The following is a 15,651-nucleotide window of genomic DNA, read 5'->3' on the forward strand; positions in this document are numbered from 1 at the left end:
AGGAGGAGAGAATATGTCCATATCTTCGAATAAGGAAATTAATAAAATAGAGAATAAGGGATTTCAAATAATGGGAATTTCCCTTCCAACGTTTATAATACTAACAATAGTTGTATTAGGAGCAACTTATATAGGAGCATTACCTAAAGGAATGATTGGCGCATTTCCACTTATGATGATTGTAGGTGCAGTACTGAATGAAATAGGAAATCGCTTACCTATAGTGAAGGAGTATTTAGGTGGAGGAGCAATTGTTATTATATTTGCATCGGCGGCATTAGTAACATATGGAATACTACCCGAAAGCTCAAAGGATATTATGACTAATTTTATGAAGGGTGAAGGATTTTTAAGTTTTTATATTGCAGCCCTTATAACGGGTAGTATTTTAGGTATGAATAGGAAACTTTTAATCAGTGCTTCTGTAAGATATCTTCCAGTTATTATTGGTGGAGTTGTTGTATCATTAGGATTAACGGGACTTACTGGTATGATTATGGGATACGGAGCAAAGGAAGCAATTCTTTATATAGCAATTCCAATTATGGGTGGAGGTATGGGAGCAGGAGCAGTCCCATTATCTCAAATATTTGGACAAGTATTAGAGGTGGATCCAGCACAAATGATGTCAAAAATGGTTCCTGCCCTTGCCTTAGGAAATGCTATGGCTATTGTGGTGGCTGGATTATTAGATAAAATAGGTAAGAAAAGAACAAATCTAACGGGAAATGGGAAATTAATGAAATCACAGGATGCTGTTAAAGAGGAATCAAATGAAGTAATGAATCTTGATTATAAATTGATGGGAATAGGAATACTTCTATCCACTACTTTCTTTGTATGGGGTAAAATATTGGCTAAGTTCATTCCTATCCACTCTTACGCTTTAATGATTATAAGTGTGGCCATTGTAAAGGTATTAGGAATTATGCCTGAGAAATATGAAAAGGGTGCATTTCAATGGTTTAGATTTGTTATGACAAACTTCACACCTGCCCTATTAGTAGGAATTGGAGTAGCATATACGGATTTAAATGCAGTCATTGATTCTTTATCAGTAATATATATAGTATTAGTATTTACTACTGTAATAGGTTCTACTATAGGTTCAGCTGTTGTAGGTCACTTCTTAGGATTCTATCCTATAGAAGCATCTATTACAGGAGGGTTATGTATGGCAAACATGGGTGGAACAGGAGATGTGGCAGTACTTTCTGCAAGTAAGAGAATGGAGTTAATGCCATTTGCTCAGATTTCATCACGTATTGGTGGAGCATTCATGTTAATTTTAGCTACTAGTTTGTTATCAATATTTTTATAGTATAAGGTGAAAGTCTTTCCCTAGGAGTACTGATTTTACCAATACTTGCAAATATATTAATAAAGAGTATACTACCTCAAGGAAGAGTCACCATAGCAAATGAATTAAAAGTGTAAATATTATAATCTTAAGTAATAAAAAATCCTAGGTAAGTTTTAACTTGCCTAGGATTTTTTAGCCTATAAAAATTATCATATATATTTATCATATAAGTTCTACCAATAATATTGAACCGAATGAAGAAAAATGTTAATATTTGTATTGTCAGTAAAAAATTTCAAAATAGAAAGGTACGCCTACTGAAAAAATTATATTAAGACTATGGATATGAGGTGTTTTTAATATATAATTCCAGATTATAGGGTTATTAAGTTATAGTTTAAGTGTTTAGATTGCAGTAGTAATAGTATAAGGGAACCATAGGGTCCATAATCCTAGGTACTAGGACTTTTTATAGAAAAGGATTAGAACTAAATTTTATTATGAAATTAATATATTTAAGAGGAGAACTACATAAGATGAGAAAAATTAGTACAAAGATTATGTTAAGTATTATGGTGTGCAGTATAATTGTATCTGTATTACTAGGTACTTTAAGTATTATTAAGAGTTCTAGTTATATAAAAAAAGAAGCCAATGAAAAATTAGAGTTTAAAGCAGCCGCTGAAGCTGGGATTTTTAATGACCAAATTAGGCAAGTGGAATCAGGCGTTCATACATTAAAATTAGCTGTTATAAATACCTTTGATTTAAGAAAAGTTAATAATGATATTATATACGTGAAAGAAGAATATCATAAAGAAGTAGGTTCTTTATTATCAGACTTTGTTAAGACAACTCCTGTTCAAGGTGTATATTTAACTTTTAATCCAGAATTATTAGGCAATAAAGCTTATGAGATTTGGTATGCAGACGAGAAATTAGATGGAAATGTTGTGTGGGTGGACAGTGACCCAGATGATGATTTGATAGAATGGTTTGAAGATGAAGAAGAAATGGAATATTATTATGCTCCCATAGAAGCAAATAAGGGGATTTGGCTTAGTGTATCTGAGGATATTGTTTTAGGAATAGATGTGGTTACATATAGTGTTCCAATATACAAAAATGATATTTTAATAGGAACTCTAGGAATAGATATTTCCATAGAAGACATAAAAGATAAAATCAAAAAAATGGAATTATACGAAACGGGTTATGGTTTTCTTATGGATATGGATTATGATTACATATACCATCCCAAATATGTTGGAGAAGATGAAACTTACGGTTTAAGGAATGACAAAGATGGGGATTTAACCTTCGTCATAGATGAAATGGATAAAAATAATAAGGGTTATATAGAGTTAAATTTAAATGGGGTAGAAAAGGTATTGGCTTATTCTAAATTATATAATGGATGGACTGTAGCAGTGGAAGTTCCAAAATCTGAAATACTTAAGCCAATAGGACAACATATTAGACATAACGGCTCAAACAAATTTACTTGCATTAAATGCTTCAATAGAAGCTGCTAGGGCAGGAGAAAATGGAAAGGGATTTGCAGTAGTAGCAGATGAAATAAGAAAATTAGCAGAACAATCTGCACAAGCAGCTGCTGAAATACAAAAAGTGGTAGAAAGTGTAAATGGATCGGTGGGGAATTTAGTAAGTAACTCACAAAATATGCTTAAGTATATTGATGAAGATGTTAGTGACGATTATAAAAAATTACTTCAAGTAGGTGAGCAATACCATAAAGATGCAGAATTCTTTAAGGTTATCATAGAAGATTTTAATGAAAATACTTCAAATCTACAAGAATCCATAGAATCAATAACCAATGCCATAAATGAAGTGGCAGTAACAATAAATGAAGGAACTGATGGAGTTGGAAGTATTGCTAATAAAACATCAAATATGGTAGAAGAGTTAACCAATATAAAATCTACTATAAAACATAATTTAGAAAGTGCTAAAAAATTAGTAGATACTGTTTCTGGATTTAAATTGTAGTTAATAATCTTAAGGAATAAAAAATCCTAGTCAAGTCTTAACTTGTCTAGGATTTTTTATTCCTTAAGATTATAAATTTGTTTCCAAACCATAAGGGAATCACCTTCCCTAAGTGAGTTTATCTGTAAATCTAAATTTGCATATTTTGTTGACAGTCTTGTGCCCATTTTCTTGTAGTAAATACTTATTTACAATTTTAACCAATAGTGATATTATATACCTAGTGAAAGGATACATAGATTTACTAGGTATACAATATCACTATTATTTATGTGCTATATTACAATGATTACCTGAAAATGAATAAAAAAAATATTTTACAGAAGGTGTATATATGAAGATTAATAAAGAACTACTCAAAGGAAGTACGGTTATTTTAATTTTAAAGTTTCTTGATCAAAAAAGTATGTATGGTTATGAAATGATTAAAGCAATTGAAAAAAGATCAGAGGGAGTCTTTTCTTTTAAGGAAGGAACTTTATATCCAATTTTGCACACCCTAGAGGAAAATGGATTAGTAACATCTTTTTGGGATGAAAGTGACGGAAAAAGAAAGAGAAAATATTATAAATTGACTAAAAAAGGGAGAGATGAATTAAAAGAAAAGGAAAAAGAATGGACATTATTTAGTTCTACCGTAAATAAAATTTTATGGGAGGGAATTGTATGTCAGTAGAAAATAATAGCTATATTAATGAGTATCTTTCTCAAGTATGTAGTCATGTAAAATATAAAGAAGCCCATAAAGAAATAGGATTAGAATTAACTTCACATATTTATGATGTAGCTGATGAATATATAGAAGATGGTTTGTCTGAGGAAGAAGCTTTTAAGCATGCTATCAACCGTATGGGAGAGCCTATGTTAGTAGGAAAGGAATTAAATGTTGCCCATAAAGGAACACCAGATTGGATTACATTGATTTTAACTTTAACTTTTGTCAATTTAGGTATATTTATAATGTATTTATTAAAAAGCTATAATGGATATGAATGGGCTTTTTATAACAGTATTAGATATGGTTTAGCAGGGACGTTTTGTATTGTTTTACTATATTATTTTGATTATCGTAAATTGAAAAGATATTCATATCATTTATTTGCCGGCACACTACTTATATGTTTAATTACAATATTTAATGGAGAATATGTTTTAGGGAGACCTATGCTTAGGATTTTAGGAAATACTATTAATTTTATAGGGATCAGCCCTTTTTTATTTGTGATTGCTTTAGCAGGGATATTTAGCCAGCGGAATTGGAATGAGGATAATGATGATTTTATTTCAGTCACATTTAAATCTAAAGTGACATTTAAACTGAGTAATAGCCTGTTAAAGTTTTTTTTATTAATGATAATTCCGTCATTTATAATGTTCATATTTCCATCTACGGCATGCCTGATTTTATACTATGTAGGTTTTATGATTATGGCTGTTTTATCAGGAATGAAAAAAAAGTATACTGTTCTTCCAATCGTTGTAAGTATATTAGGGTGTTTACATTTAATCATAGCATATCCTTATAGAATGGTTAGATTGTTTTCTTATATAAACTATTATAAAGACCCTCAAGGAGCAGGATATACAAATATGCAGATACATAATATAATACAATCTGCAAAATTATTTGGACAAGGATTTATTTTTCCTAAACAAACTCTTCCTTTGGTCCATACTGAGTTTTTACTAAATTATATCCTTTATGCATTTGGCTGGACAGGAGTGATAATTTTAATAGGGGCTGTAGGAATATATTTATCAAGAATGATATATATTACTAGTAAAATTAATGATTTGTATGGACAGCTTTTGATGGGTGGTTTACTTAGTATGATTTTTATTGAATTTGCATTTAATATATTGATGAATCTAAACTGTATGCCACTTATTGGTATGTCTCTTCCTTTTATGAGCTATGGAGGAATGTTGAGTATAATACATGCTATATCTATTGGGATAATCCTTAGTGTTTATAGAAGAAGGAGTTTATCTTGTTGTAGGTATAACTAGAGAAGGAAAGAAAAAACTTAGTAGATAAAGACATTTATTAATATTTTTATAGTATAACGGGGTCTCTATATTAAAGGATAGGGATCTTTTATATGTCTGATGGGAATGCTCATTTGTGTAGAAAAAAGTTTGTACAAGAGAGAAAAAGGAATATGATTTTATGAAGTAAATATATGCTAAAATACTAATATATGTTATGTGACAAAGGGAGGTATGTATATTGAGTACTTATGGCATGTATTTTTTTACAATTGTACTCGTTGTAATATCCTTTAAAAAGGATAAGGGAAAAACTAAAAAAGCATTAAGAAAGGCATGGAGAGCATTTTTAAATATATTACCTGAATTTTTAGGTGTAATCATGTTAGTAGGAATACTTTTAGCTGTCTTAGATCCAAATCTAATATCTAATCTATTAGGTAAAGAATCAGGATGGATTGGAGTTGTTATATCAGCCTGTGTGGGAGGAATTACATTAATTCCTGGTTTTGTTGCCTTTCCAACGGCGGCTATGCTTATTAAAAATGGTGCTGGGTATATGCAAATAGGTGCTTTTATATCTGCACTAATGATGGTAGGAGTTGTGACTATGCCCGTTGAAATAAAATATTTTGGAAAGAGGCTTACAATATTAAGAAATATTTTTGCCTTTTTATTTTCATTTATAGTGGCTTATATAATAGGAAGGGTGGTGGCAGGTATATGAAGCTTTTAAAAAGATATAGATTTTTTTTAATAACAGTATTAATAATAGGGATTATGACTATTATTAATAAAAATTTAGGAATGAAGGCCCTTGGTGTTGTTTCATATAGTATCAAAGAGATGATTCTTGTTATACCACCTGTATTTATCCTTTTAGGATTATTGGATGTATGGGTTCCAAGGGAAATGATGATGAAATATATGGGGCAAGGGTCTGGATTAAAGGGAATAGTATTAGCTATCCTATTAGGATCAGCAGCAGCAGGGCCCTTATATGGAGCTTTTCCTGTGGCAGGAGTATTTATGAAAAAGGGAGTGAAATTTAGCAATGTACTCATATTTATTGGAGCGTGGTCAACTACCAAGATTCCCATGTTTTTATTTGAAATGTCAGCATTAGGTGTTCCATTTGCCCTAACTAGATTATTAGTAGATATTCCAGGAATCATATTGATTGCATATATTTTGTGCATGATCATGTCTAAGGATGGGGTGGATGAAATATATAGGAAAGCTGAATTAATGGAGTAATGTATATTAAAAAAATAAATTAGTCATTTCACTGGTTATTTGAATTATTTTCTTCGTTATGGAGTCGTTTACATATGTTTAATATGCTCACTCACCATGCCTTGAAAATAATCTAAATCCCTCAGAGATCTGACTAGTTTATTTTTTTCATATACCTAAGTTTAGATAGGAGATAGTCCCGTTTAAGAAGGGGCTGTTTTTCATATATTATATTCCAAAATCAAATGTCGAAATTTGCGATAAAAAAATGTAGGATTTTTCGTTTTAATGTAGAAATATATATAAGTAAGAGGGGGGCGTTAAAATGGATAAAAGAGTAGTAGAAATAGTAGAAAAAATATTAATTAAGTTAGATAACTTGGAAATGAAAGAAAATAATATGGTTTTACAAGATAATTATGTCAATGAAAATTCTACAGAATCCAAAGTAATGTAGTTCGATTTTCCTATTAAGGTAACAACTATATTCTCTCTTGTATATGAATAGACCTACTAATTGACATGCTAACTATTTAGGAATGTGGTATTTTATTTAGTTTTATATAATTAAAATATGAGGGTTGAAAGTGATTAAATCATTTTCAACCCTTTTTATGAAATAGGATTATAGATTCATCGTGTGAGAATTAGGTTCATATGTCATGTTTATTATGCTGAGCATATGGTTACCCCATAGATTGGTGAAAATTCAAAATATATTTACCTTCCTTTATAAGGAAGAAGCTCTTGTCCAAATGTGGGAATAGAGCTTTTTTTAGTATATTAAAAATTATTTAAAAAGTTATAATTTCCTATTTACAAAATGGAAAGATGAGGATATAATAAATATGTGGTAATGATAATCATTATCGATTAATGAAAATTAGGGCGTATGTATATCTTGCTATTATAAAACGCCGAAAATTTTACGCTTTTAAAAATCTCTTAGACTGGTCATCTAGGAAAGTAAAAAGTTTATTTTGTTAGGGCAGGGAAAAATTCTCGATTTTCCCTGCCCTAATAAAAAATCCATGTAGAGAAATATTAAACTAATGAAATGGCATATTTATCTGATATATTACCGCGGCAAAAATATTAATGATAATATGGAGGGATAATATGGTTAAGATGAGGGGGCCACGTTTTAAGCAATGTAGAAGATTAGGTTTAAATGTATGTGGACATCCAAAGGCAATGAACCGTGCAAAAAAAGGTACTAGTAGGGCTGATAGAAAGCTTTCAGATTATGGACGTCAGCTTCTTGAAAAGCAAAGGTTAAGAGCTTACTATGGAGTGATGGAAAAACAATTTAGAAGATATGTGGAAAAGGCAATGGATTCTCCTAGATTAACTAATGAAGTTTTAGTAGAATTTTTAGAATGTAGATTAGATAATTTAGTATATAGAATGGGATTTGCTAGTTCATCACGTCAAGCCAGACAAATGGTAAATCATGGACATATTCTAGTTAATGGTAAAAAGGTAGATAGACCTTCTTTCAAAGTTAAAGTAGAGGATGAGTTAAGCTTAAGAGAAAAATCACAACAAGTAGGTATGTTTAAAGAAAATTTCCAAGAAGGAAATGGATTTAATCTACCCTATATAGAAATGAATGTGGACAAATTTACAGGAAAATTAACTAGTATGCCAAACAGAAAAGATGTACCTATTGAAATTAATGATCAATTAGTTGTAGAATTTTATTCTAGATAGGGAGAGTAAGGAGGATTTGATAATCCTCCTTATTTGTTTTATGAAATTGCTTAGGATATATTTCCTAAGATTTTTTTTGCCATATCTTATAAAATATAGTATTAAAGTATGATTTTATTCTTTATTTATTCTGGGAAAAATTTAAGTTATAATGTAGGATGAAGGGTGTAGAAGGAGGAAATCATATGAAAAGGAAAATCATAAGCCTATTTAAAATATTAGGAGTACTGTGGTTTTTAAGTTTTATATTAATAGAAGGTTTAATTCTTATAAATGGGGTATCTAAAGAATATAAGGAAGTAGATTATGTAGTAGTATTAGGGGCAGGATTAAAATGGGATAAGCTGTCAGTAACATTAAGGGAAAGGTTAGATAAATCCTATGAATATCTAGAAAAAAATAAACATATACAAGTTGTTGTATCCGGAGGTCAAGGACCTGATGAAGCCACATCAGAGGCTTTGGCAATGGAGAAATATTTAATAAATAAGGGAATATCAAAGGATAGGATAATTAAAGAAGATAAATCTACTAGTACCTATGAAAATTTGAAAAATACTTATGATATTTTAAGAAAGAAACAAAAGAAAGAGAAGATAAGATTAGGTATAGTAACTAATAGATTTCATCAATTTAGAGCAGGCCTATTGGCTAAAGAAATAGGATTTGAATCCTATAGTATAGTATCTAAAACTAAAATTTATCAAATTCCTAAGTATTATATAAGAGAGTATTTTGCCATTATAAAGTCTCTACTTTATGATATTTAAAAAAAGGGAATAAATCACATTTGACATTATAATTAATATATCATATAATACTCCTTACGAATAAGTGCAGATGGTGCAGTATTCTAGTCAGATCATACATTTCTGAAGGCGGGCCTAAAAATCCGTCAGAGGGCATATCGATGAAGCTCCTGGTATTTGCTTACAACGCCCAGTTGAGGGTGAGTGCTGGGAGTAAGAAAAAGAGGGCGATTCACAATGGCATGTGGGCGTGTACCCTTTTTTTCGTGGAGACTTAATAAAAGTAATTTTTTTATTAAGATTAAACCTACAATGTGGTTCAATATGTGCTACGTGTAGAGTAGCCTGCCTTGAGTGGAATATGGGGGATAAATAGTTATGATATTGTTTTATAGGCCAATAAAATAATATTTTTTCCTATTTGAAACCTGTTCTGCAAAAGAGGCTAGGAAATGACTTGACTGTTGAGGAAAGCTCCTAGACTGTTCTTTTGAGATACTTTGAGGATTAAAGTACGGACTAAGTGGTAATCTGGTAATGCATAGCATAGGAAGAAGTAAAGGGAAACCGCTGATCTGGCGACAGACCAGTATCTTCCTGGGAAAACCAACCAGACCTAAGCCGTAAAATTTACTCAAGGTATTGCCATCTGATTACTTCATATATTTAAGATTATAGCTCATCGGAGGGATGGGCTTTTTTCTGTTTATATAAAATATCCTCATGTATTTCAGTCATTGGGAATGAAAGTAGTTGGTACTCATATGGATAAAAATGACAATATCCTGTATAATGTTCATATGACTTATAGATAGGAGGTGGGAATTTTGTTTAAATATTTATTACAGGGAATTATGCTGGGGTTAGCCTATGTGGCACCTATAGGAATGCAAAATTTATATGTGATAAACACGGCTATTAGTAAAAGTAAAAAGCGTGCCTATGAAGTGGCTTTATCTACCATATTTTTTGACATATCCCTAGCTTTAGCTTGTTTTTATGGTGTGGGAATTTTAATTGATAAAAGTTTATTCATTAAAAAAATAATATTATTGGTTGGGAGTATGGCTGTCATATACATAGGATATGGCCTTATAAAATCAGAGCCAGATTTGTCTGGCGAAATGGACTTGGATAAACCTCTATGGCAGGTTATAAGCACTTGTTTTGTAGTTACATGGTTAAATCCACAGGCCATAATAGATGGATCATTATTACTAGGGGGATTTAGAGCTTCATTACCACCAGATAAATCTAATTTGTTTATTATGGGAGTTTGTATGGCATCTGCCCTTTGGTTTTTAGGTATAAGTACCTTTGTATCACATTTTAGCCATTTATTTAATGAAAGGGTACTCAAAAAATTAAATATGGTATGTGGATGTATAGTCATATACTATGGTTTAAAGCTTGGGTATATGTATGTACAATCAATCCTATAAGACAAGGTTTAAATTCTAGATTTCGTATTTATAAACTTGCTTTATGTGAGCCTACTTCAGGAAAATATATTGAAAATCTTTTCCACCCAAGTCCTTGTCACAAGCGAAAGTGTGAATCTTCGTAGATAGGTTCATGAGTCATGTTGGAGTAGCATAAGATGTTGTGACGTTCCTCAATTCCAAAAATTTTCAATATATTTTCCCTTGTAGGCAAGTTACTGTATAAAGAAAACTTAGTATTACGAAATCTATAAATATAAAAATATTGAATAAATTTTTATCATATGTTATAATTTGGGTGCTGGTAAAATTGAATAATATCGGATGATGATAGTGGGAGAAGGCTTATGCCGCCGAAGAAGTGAAACTTTCAGGTGTTTTTTTAAAACGGGACCATTATCGGACGAGTCTCTGGAGAGCCTCTATTAAGAGCACCGAAGGAGCAAGCCCATTTTGTGGGTGAATCTCTCAGGTAAAAGGACAGAGTAAAAGCAGACTGCTAATATATAAGGATATAGACTGCTAGTTACTTCGTATTAAAGAGGCCAAATCATGTGATTTGGCCTTTATTATTTAATGAAAAAAGATTCATTATACTTGACACAATATTACCTGACTAAGGTAAAAAATTGAATAAACTCTTTCTCCTTATGACATATATTTACTTTATCAGCATAAAACCAAAATATAATATATGTGGGGGTATGAGCCAATGGAGAAATTGACAGAAATTTTAAACCAGGTGGACTCCTTTGTATGGGGACTACCTTTATTAATTTTATTAGTAGCTACAGGAATGTATTTAACTTTTAAATTAGGATTTATTCAAATACTAAAACTTCCCTTAGCTATTAAGTACCTGTTTAGTAAAGAGAAGAGTAATGATGAAACACAAGGTGATATTTCTAGTTTTGCAGCCCTGTGTACTGCCTTAGCAGCAACTATAGGAACAGGAAATATTGTAGGGGTTGCCACTGCCATAAAGGTTGGTGGACCAGGGGCATTATTTTGGATGTGGATAGCAGCATTCTTTGGTATGGCCACTAAGTATGCAGAAGGTTTACTCGCTGTTAAATATAGAACTATAGATATTAATGGGGAAATATCTGGTGGTCCTATGTATTATATTGAAAATGGATTGGGAAAGGAATATAGATGGCTTGGAAAAATTTTTGCATTGTTTGGAGTAGGAGTAGCCTTCTTTGGAATAGGAACCTTTCCACAGGTCAATGCAATTACTAATGCAGCAAATTTAGCTTTTAATATACCAATCATAGTAACTTCCATAATACTTACCATATTAGTTGCAGCAGTTACTTTAGGTGGTATAAAGAGTATATCTAAAATATCAGAAATGATAGTACCTTTTATGGCTTTATTTTATATATTAGGATCTTTATCCATAATTTTCATGAATATACATGCATTGCCTCAAACCATAGTAATTATCATAAATAGTGCCTTTTCTGGAAAGGCTGCCACTGGCGGATTTGTTGGAGCTACCCTAATGATGGCCATTAGAAATGGTATAGCAAGGGGTGTATTCTCAAATGAATCTGGACTTGGAAGTGCACCTATTGCAGCAGCTGCTGCTAAAACTAATTCTTGTGTAAGACAAGGGTTAGTATCTATGACAGGAACTTTTTTTGATACTATAATAGTATGTACCATGACTGGTATAGTATTAATTATGACTGGTGCTTGGAGTAGTGAACATGCAGGAGCGGCCATGACAAATTATGCTTTTTCAATTGGTATGCCCATGTTTGGAAAATGGATAGTAACTATAGGTCTTGTATTTTTCGCATTTACTACCATATTAGGATGGAATTATTATGGAGAAAGATGTACAGAATACTTAATTGGAGTAAAAGGAATTAAACCTTTTAAATATACATATATATTATTAGTTGGGTGTGGAGCCTTTTTAAAGTTAGATATGATATGGGTTTTAGCTGATATTGTAAATGGACTTATGGCCATACCAAACCTAATAGCATTAATATTACTTAGTAAAGTAATATCGTCAGAAACTAAAAAGTATTTTAATTCATTAGAAAAGGAAAAAAATAAAAAAATTGCTGGTTAATACAAAGGGCCTAGGTTGAGGGCCCTTTTGAAATAAAAAAAACAATTGATAGAATTATCGAAATAAAAAGGAAATTCTGACAATTTATAGAATATATATAGTGACAAAAATTTATGATAAGGGGAAATGTAAGATGGCGAAACTTTATTATTGTCCTGAATGTAGAAAAATTCATAAGGATGAAGCGAAATGCACTTCTTGTAGTTGTGAATTTGTAAAACCATTAAAAACAAATGCTCCAGTTAATGTTATTGGTACTAAGCAAAAGGGAAGAGTTTTTAAGATCAAAGATGATGAAGTAAGCTTATTAGTAATGACCCAAGGAAATGAAAAATTAATTAAAAAGTATAAATATGATGAAATTCAAAAGGTCATGTAATATGAAAATAAAGAGGGTTTTAAATACCCTCTTATTTTTGTGAACATATTATAGATTTCGTATTTATAAACTTGCTTTATGTGTGCCTATTTCAGGAAAATTACTATATAAAGAAAGCTTAGTATTACGAAATCTATAGGCATATTCAAAAAATAAATTAGTCATTTCACTGGTTATTTGAATTATTTTCTTCCTTATGGAATCGCTTACATATGTTTAATATGCTCGCTTACCATGCCTCGAAAATAATCCAAATCCCTCAGAGAACTGACTAGTTTATTTCTTTCATATGCCTTATTTAACTTCGTATATCCAACCTTCTGGAGCTTTAACATCACCAAATTGGATTCCATATAAAGTATCATAAAGTTTTTTAGTTACAGGGCCTACTTCAGTTTCACTGTGAAATACGTGTAGTTTTCCCTTATACTCTATTCCTCCGATTGGAGTGATAACAGCTGCCGTTCCACAAGCACCAGCTTCTTTAAATTCCTCTAGTTTATCCACATATACATCTCTTTCTTGTACTTTTAGCCCTAAATATTCCTTGGCAACATGCATCAACGAATATCTAGTTATACTTGGTAAGATAGAAGGTGAATTTGGTGTTATAAACTCATCATTCTTAGTAATACCAAAGAAGTTAGCCGCTCCAACTTCTTCAATTTTAGTTTGAGTCTGAGCATCTAAGTATATACAATCTGCAAAACCCTTTTTAACAGCATCTTCGTGGGCTAATAAACTTGCTGCATAGTTTCCACCAACTTTTACATCACCAGTACCATGAGGTGCAGCCCTATCATATTCTTCAGTTATCATGAAGTTTACTGGAGTCATACCACCTTTAAAATAAGCACCAACTGGACAACAGAATACACAGAATATGTACTCAGGAGCAGGTTTAACTCCTAAATTATGTCCAACGCCTATTAAAAATGGTCTAAGGTATAAGGTAGCTCCTGTACCATATGGGGGTACAAAATGCTCATTAGCTTTAACTACTTGCATACATGCATCTATGAATTTTTCTACTGGCATTTCGGGCATAAGTAGGCGAGATGCACTTTTATTAAAACGTTTTGCATTTTCATCTGGTCTAAATAGTTGAATAGTACCATCTTTTCTTCTGTAGGCTTTTAACCCCTCAAAACATTGTTGTCCATAATGTAATCCAGTAGAGGATTCACTCATAGTAAGCATATTATCTTCACTTAGTTTTCCGTCATCCCATTTTCCATCTTTCCAAATAGATATATAACGAAAATCTGTTTTCGTATATCCAAAACCGAGATTTTTCCAATCGATATTTGCATCCTTTTGCATAATATCCCCCCTATAGTAAATTTTTTTGAAATTTAATAGTTAGATTATAATAATATGTTAAGTATTAATAATCTAAACTGGCACAAATGTAATTTCTAGCCATGTTATTATATATTATAACAGATAGGGATTTAATAACATAGGTCATATCCCAACAATATGACTGAAAATTTTCATATGTATAAAAATAATGACAATTCATTGGGGATGAAAGACTCTATTCATAAGAATAGTGTAACCATAAATGGATAAAAAAATTAAATAATAAAAATAGTTAACATAAAAAATGGCATTTAGATAAAATTTCTAAACGCCTTTTTTTATGATTTTACGAAAATTTAAATTTTTATTTAGGTTTACTAATGAACATCTGTGTGAACATATTTCCATATTGTCCACCTTTTCTAATTCCTATTCCAATATGAGTAAAATCTGGACTCAATATATTTTTTCTGTGACCTGGAGAATTCATTAGAGTATCATGAGCACCCTTTACGCTTTGATTACCAGCAATATTTTCTCCTGCCTTAACATAATTTATGCCAAATTTTTTCATCATGTCAAAGGGACTACCATAGGTTGGTGAATTATGGCTAAAGTAATTGTTATCTATCATATCTTGAGATTTAGTCCTAGCCACTTTGGTTAACTCCATATCTACTTTTAAGGCTGGTAAATTGTTTTGAGCTCTAGCTTGATTAACTAAATCCACCATTTCCTTTTCTTGAGCAGTTAATGAGTTGGAATTTGTATCTGTAGTTGGTTGTGTTGTATTATTATTGTTTGTAGCATTTGTACCAGTATTTCCTGATGTTCCACCTGTTCCATTGGCAGTTCCATTACCTGTTCCATAATTTGGTATATTTCCTGGTGTAGTGCCTGGAGTAGTTGGCTTAGTTCCGGGAGCAGGAGCTTTACCTCTATCCATACTATCTGGCACGATTGGTTTACATTGTCCCTTAGGAACAAAACCAATCCTATTGTCAGGAAGTTTTACAGCATACCAGTCACCAACTTGATTTATTACATCAAATGTCTTGTTTTTATCTGATGCTTGAAGGACTGGTGCATCTGGTGAACAACCTGTTCTTACGTTACAATTATCAGCAGTAATTTTTATCTTTTTTATGTCTCCAGCTTTTGAAACAGAAGATGCTACTCCCTTTACAGGTTTTTGAGCAGGATTTTGAGTACAGGAAACTCCAATGATTAATGATAAGACTAAACCAAAAATAAAGAGCATCCTTTTCATGAGAATCCCTCCTTAGATTTTTAAATTTTTGAATACCTATAAAGATAGTATTAGAAAATATATTATTTTTTATTATATAAGTTGCAGTTAGAAGAAAATTCAAAAATAAAGAAAATTATACATTTTTTATTTTCAAGGCTATGAGCCAAAAATATTAAAATTC

Annotated in this window: 15 protein-coding genes, 1 pseudogene and 1 riboswitch; of the genes and pseudogenes, 14 read left to right on the forward strand and 2 right to left on the reverse strand. The window is 31.3% G+C overall.

The features are described 5' to 3' along the window. The first annotated feature begins 13 nt into the window (after positions 1-13). The 14 genes and pseudogenes from N4A57_RS04065 to N4A57_RS04125 all read left to right on the forward strand — a co-directional run bounded on the left by N4A57_RS04065 (position 14) and on the right by N4A57_RS04125 (position 12,913). Positions 14-1,321 carry a 2-hydroxycarboxylate transporter family protein gene (locus N4A57_RS04065; RefSeq protein ID WP_293656298.1) on the forward strand — a complete coding sequence of 436 codons (1,308 nt, stop codon included), beginning with the start codon at positions 14-16 and terminating at the stop codon, positions 1,319-1,321. A 518-nt stretch (positions 1,322-1,839) separates the two neighbouring features. Next, positions 1,840-2,838 carry a PDC sensor domain-containing protein gene (locus tag N4A57_RS04070; RefSeq protein WP_293656299.1) on the forward strand — a complete coding sequence of 333 codons (999 nt, stop codon included), beginning with the start codon at positions 1,840-1,842 and terminating at the stop codon, positions 2,836-2,838. After that, positions 2,825-2,947 (forward strand): annotated as a pseudogene (locus N4A57_RS18495) (methyl-accepting chemotaxis protein); the annotation flags it as partial. The gene N4A57_RS04070 and the pseudogene N4A57_RS18495, both read left to right, overlap by 14 nt. 39 nt (positions 2,948-2,986) lie before the next feature. Beyond that, positions 2,987-3,316, forward strand: coding sequence for a hypothetical protein (locus N4A57_RS04075; protein WP_293656300.1), 330 nt, complete (start codon positions 2,987-2,989; stop codon positions 3,314-3,316). 334 nt (positions 3,317-3,650) lie between these two features. Further along, positions 3,651-3,992 (forward strand): PadR family transcriptional regulator, encoded by a 342-nt coding sequence (locus N4A57_RS04080; RefSeq protein WP_293656301.1) that lies wholly within the window; start codon positions 3,651-3,653, stop codon positions 3,990-3,992. Continuing rightward, the gene (locus N4A57_RS04085) at positions 3,983-5,326 is read left to right on the forward strand and encodes an FtsW/RodA/SpoVE family cell cycle protein (RefSeq protein ID WP_293656302.1); all 1,344 of its coding nucleotides are present in this window, start codon (positions 3,983-3,985) and stop codon (positions 5,324-5,326) included. The genes N4A57_RS04080 and N4A57_RS04085 overlap by 10 nt, the downstream gene beginning before the upstream one ends. A 220-nt stretch (positions 5,327-5,546) precedes the next feature. Beyond that, positions 5,547-6,032, forward strand: coding sequence for a permease (locus tag N4A57_RS04090; RefSeq protein WP_293656303.1), 486 nt, complete (start codon positions 5,547-5,549; stop codon positions 6,030-6,032). Next, the gene (locus tag N4A57_RS04095; protein ID WP_293656304.1) at positions 6,029-6,562 is read left to right on the forward strand and encodes a permease; all 534 of its coding nucleotides are present in this window, start codon (positions 6,029-6,031) and stop codon (positions 6,560-6,562) included. The genes N4A57_RS04090 and N4A57_RS04095 overlap by 4 nt, the downstream gene beginning before the upstream one ends. A 304-nt stretch (positions 6,563-6,866) precedes the next feature. Next, complete coding sequence (locus tag N4A57_RS04100; protein ID WP_293656305.1) at positions 6,867-6,998, forward strand: hypothetical protein; 132 nt, start codon at positions 6,867-6,869, stop codon at positions 6,996-6,998. A gap of 662 nt (positions 6,999-7,660) precedes the next feature. After that, positions 7,661-8,254, forward strand: coding sequence for a 30S ribosomal protein S4 (gene rpsD, locus N4A57_RS04105; protein WP_293656306.1), 594 nt, complete (start codon positions 7,661-7,663; stop codon positions 8,252-8,254). Positions 8,255-8,439: 185 nt separating this feature from the next. Next, positions 8,440-9,024: a YdcF family protein gene (locus N4A57_RS04110; RefSeq protein ID WP_293656307.1), complete on the forward strand. Its 585-nt coding sequence runs from the start codon at positions 8,440-8,442 to the stop codon at positions 9,022-9,024. A gap of 806 nt (positions 9,025-9,830) precedes the next feature. Then, entirely contained in the window at positions 9,831-10,445 is a 615-nt protein-coding gene (locus N4A57_RS04115) for a LysE/ArgO family amino acid transporter (protein ID WP_293656308.1), read from the forward strand. Between the two features lie 401 nt (positions 10,446-10,846). Next, positions 10,847-10,939: riboswitch (glycine riboswitch) on the forward strand. Positions 10,940-11,157: 218 nt separating this feature from the next. Then, entirely contained in the window at positions 11,158-12,534 is a 1,377-nt protein-coding gene (locus N4A57_RS04120) for an alanine/glycine:cation symporter family protein (protein ID WP_293656309.1), read from the forward strand. Between the two features lie 133 nt (positions 12,535-12,667). Next, positions 12,668-12,913 (forward strand): hypothetical protein, encoded by a 246-nt coding sequence (locus N4A57_RS04125; protein ID WP_293656310.1) that lies wholly within the window; start codon positions 12,668-12,670, stop codon positions 12,911-12,913. A gap of 294 nt (positions 12,914-13,207) precedes the next feature. Here the strand turns inward: N4A57_RS04125 and N4A57_RS04130 are convergent, their stop codons facing one another. Next, the gene (locus N4A57_RS04130; RefSeq protein WP_293656311.1) at positions 13,208-14,236 is read right to left on the reverse strand and encodes a branched-chain amino acid aminotransferase; all 1,029 of its coding nucleotides are present in this window, start codon (positions 14,234-14,236) and stop codon (positions 13,208-13,210) included. A 346-nt stretch (positions 14,237-14,582) separates the two neighbouring features. Continuing rightward, the gene (locus N4A57_RS04135) at positions 14,583-15,488 is read right to left on the reverse strand and encodes a CAP domain-containing protein (RefSeq protein ID WP_293656312.1); all 906 of its coding nucleotides are present in this window, start codon (positions 15,486-15,488) and stop codon (positions 14,583-14,585) included. Between the last annotated feature and the right edge of the window lie 163 nt (positions 15,489-15,651).

Origin of the sequence: Anaeromicrobium sp., from assembly GCF_025210435.1 — a bacterium.
In the GTDB taxonomy this organism is placed as follows: Bacteria; Bacillota; Clostridia; order Peptostreptococcales; family Thermotaleaceae; genus Anaeromicrobium.

Bases quoted from the DNA above. Each gene is read 5' to 3' on its own strand.
- N4A57_RS04125 (WP_293656310.1), top strand. From the start codon at position 12,668: ATGGCGAAACTTTATTATTGTCCTGAATGTAGAAAAATTCATAAGGAT.
- N4A57_RS04080 (WP_293656301.1), top strand. From the start codon at position 3,651: ATGAAGATTAATAAAGAACTACTCAAAGGAAGTACGGTTATTTTAATT.
- N4A57_RS04070 (WP_293656299.1), top strand. From the start codon at position 1,840: ATGAGAAAAATTAGTACAAAGATTATGTTAAGTATTATGGTGTGCAGT.
- rpsD (WP_293656306.1), top strand. From the start codon at position 7,661: ATGGTTAAGATGAGGGGGCCACGTTTTAAGCAATGTAGAAGATTAGGT.
- N4A57_RS04130 (WP_293656311.1), bottom strand. From the start codon at position 14,236: ATGCAAAAGGATGCAAATATCGATTGGAAAAATCTCGGTTTTGGATAT.
- N4A57_RS04085 (WP_293656302.1), top strand. From the start codon at position 3,983: ATGTCAGTAGAAAATAATAGCTATATTAATGAGTATCTTTCTCAAGTA.
- N4A57_RS04135 (WP_293656312.1), bottom strand. From the start codon at position 15,488: ATGAAAAGGATGCTCTTTATTTTTGGTTTAGTCTTATCATTAATCATT.
- N4A57_RS04075 (WP_293656300.1), top strand. From the start codon at position 2,987: ATGCTTAAGTATATTGATGAAGATGTTAGTGACGATTATAAAAAATTA.
- N4A57_RS04095 (WP_293656304.1), top strand. From the start codon at position 6,029: ATGAAGCTTTTAAAAAGATATAGATTTTTTTTAATAACAGTATTAATA.
- N4A57_RS04120 (WP_293656309.1), top strand. From the start codon at position 11,158: ATGGAGAAATTGACAGAAATTTTAAACCAGGTGGACTCCTTTGTATGG.
- N4A57_RS04100 (WP_293656305.1), top strand. From the start codon at position 6,867: ATGGATAAAAGAGTAGTAGAAATAGTAGAAAAAATATTAATTAAGTTA.
- N4A57_RS04110 (WP_293656307.1), top strand. From the start codon at position 8,440: ATGAAAAGGAAAATCATAAGCCTATTTAAAATATTAGGAGTACTGTGG.
- N4A57_RS04065 (WP_293656298.1), top strand. From the start codon at position 14: ATGTCCATATCTTCGAATAAGGAAATTAATAAAATAGAGAATAAGGGA.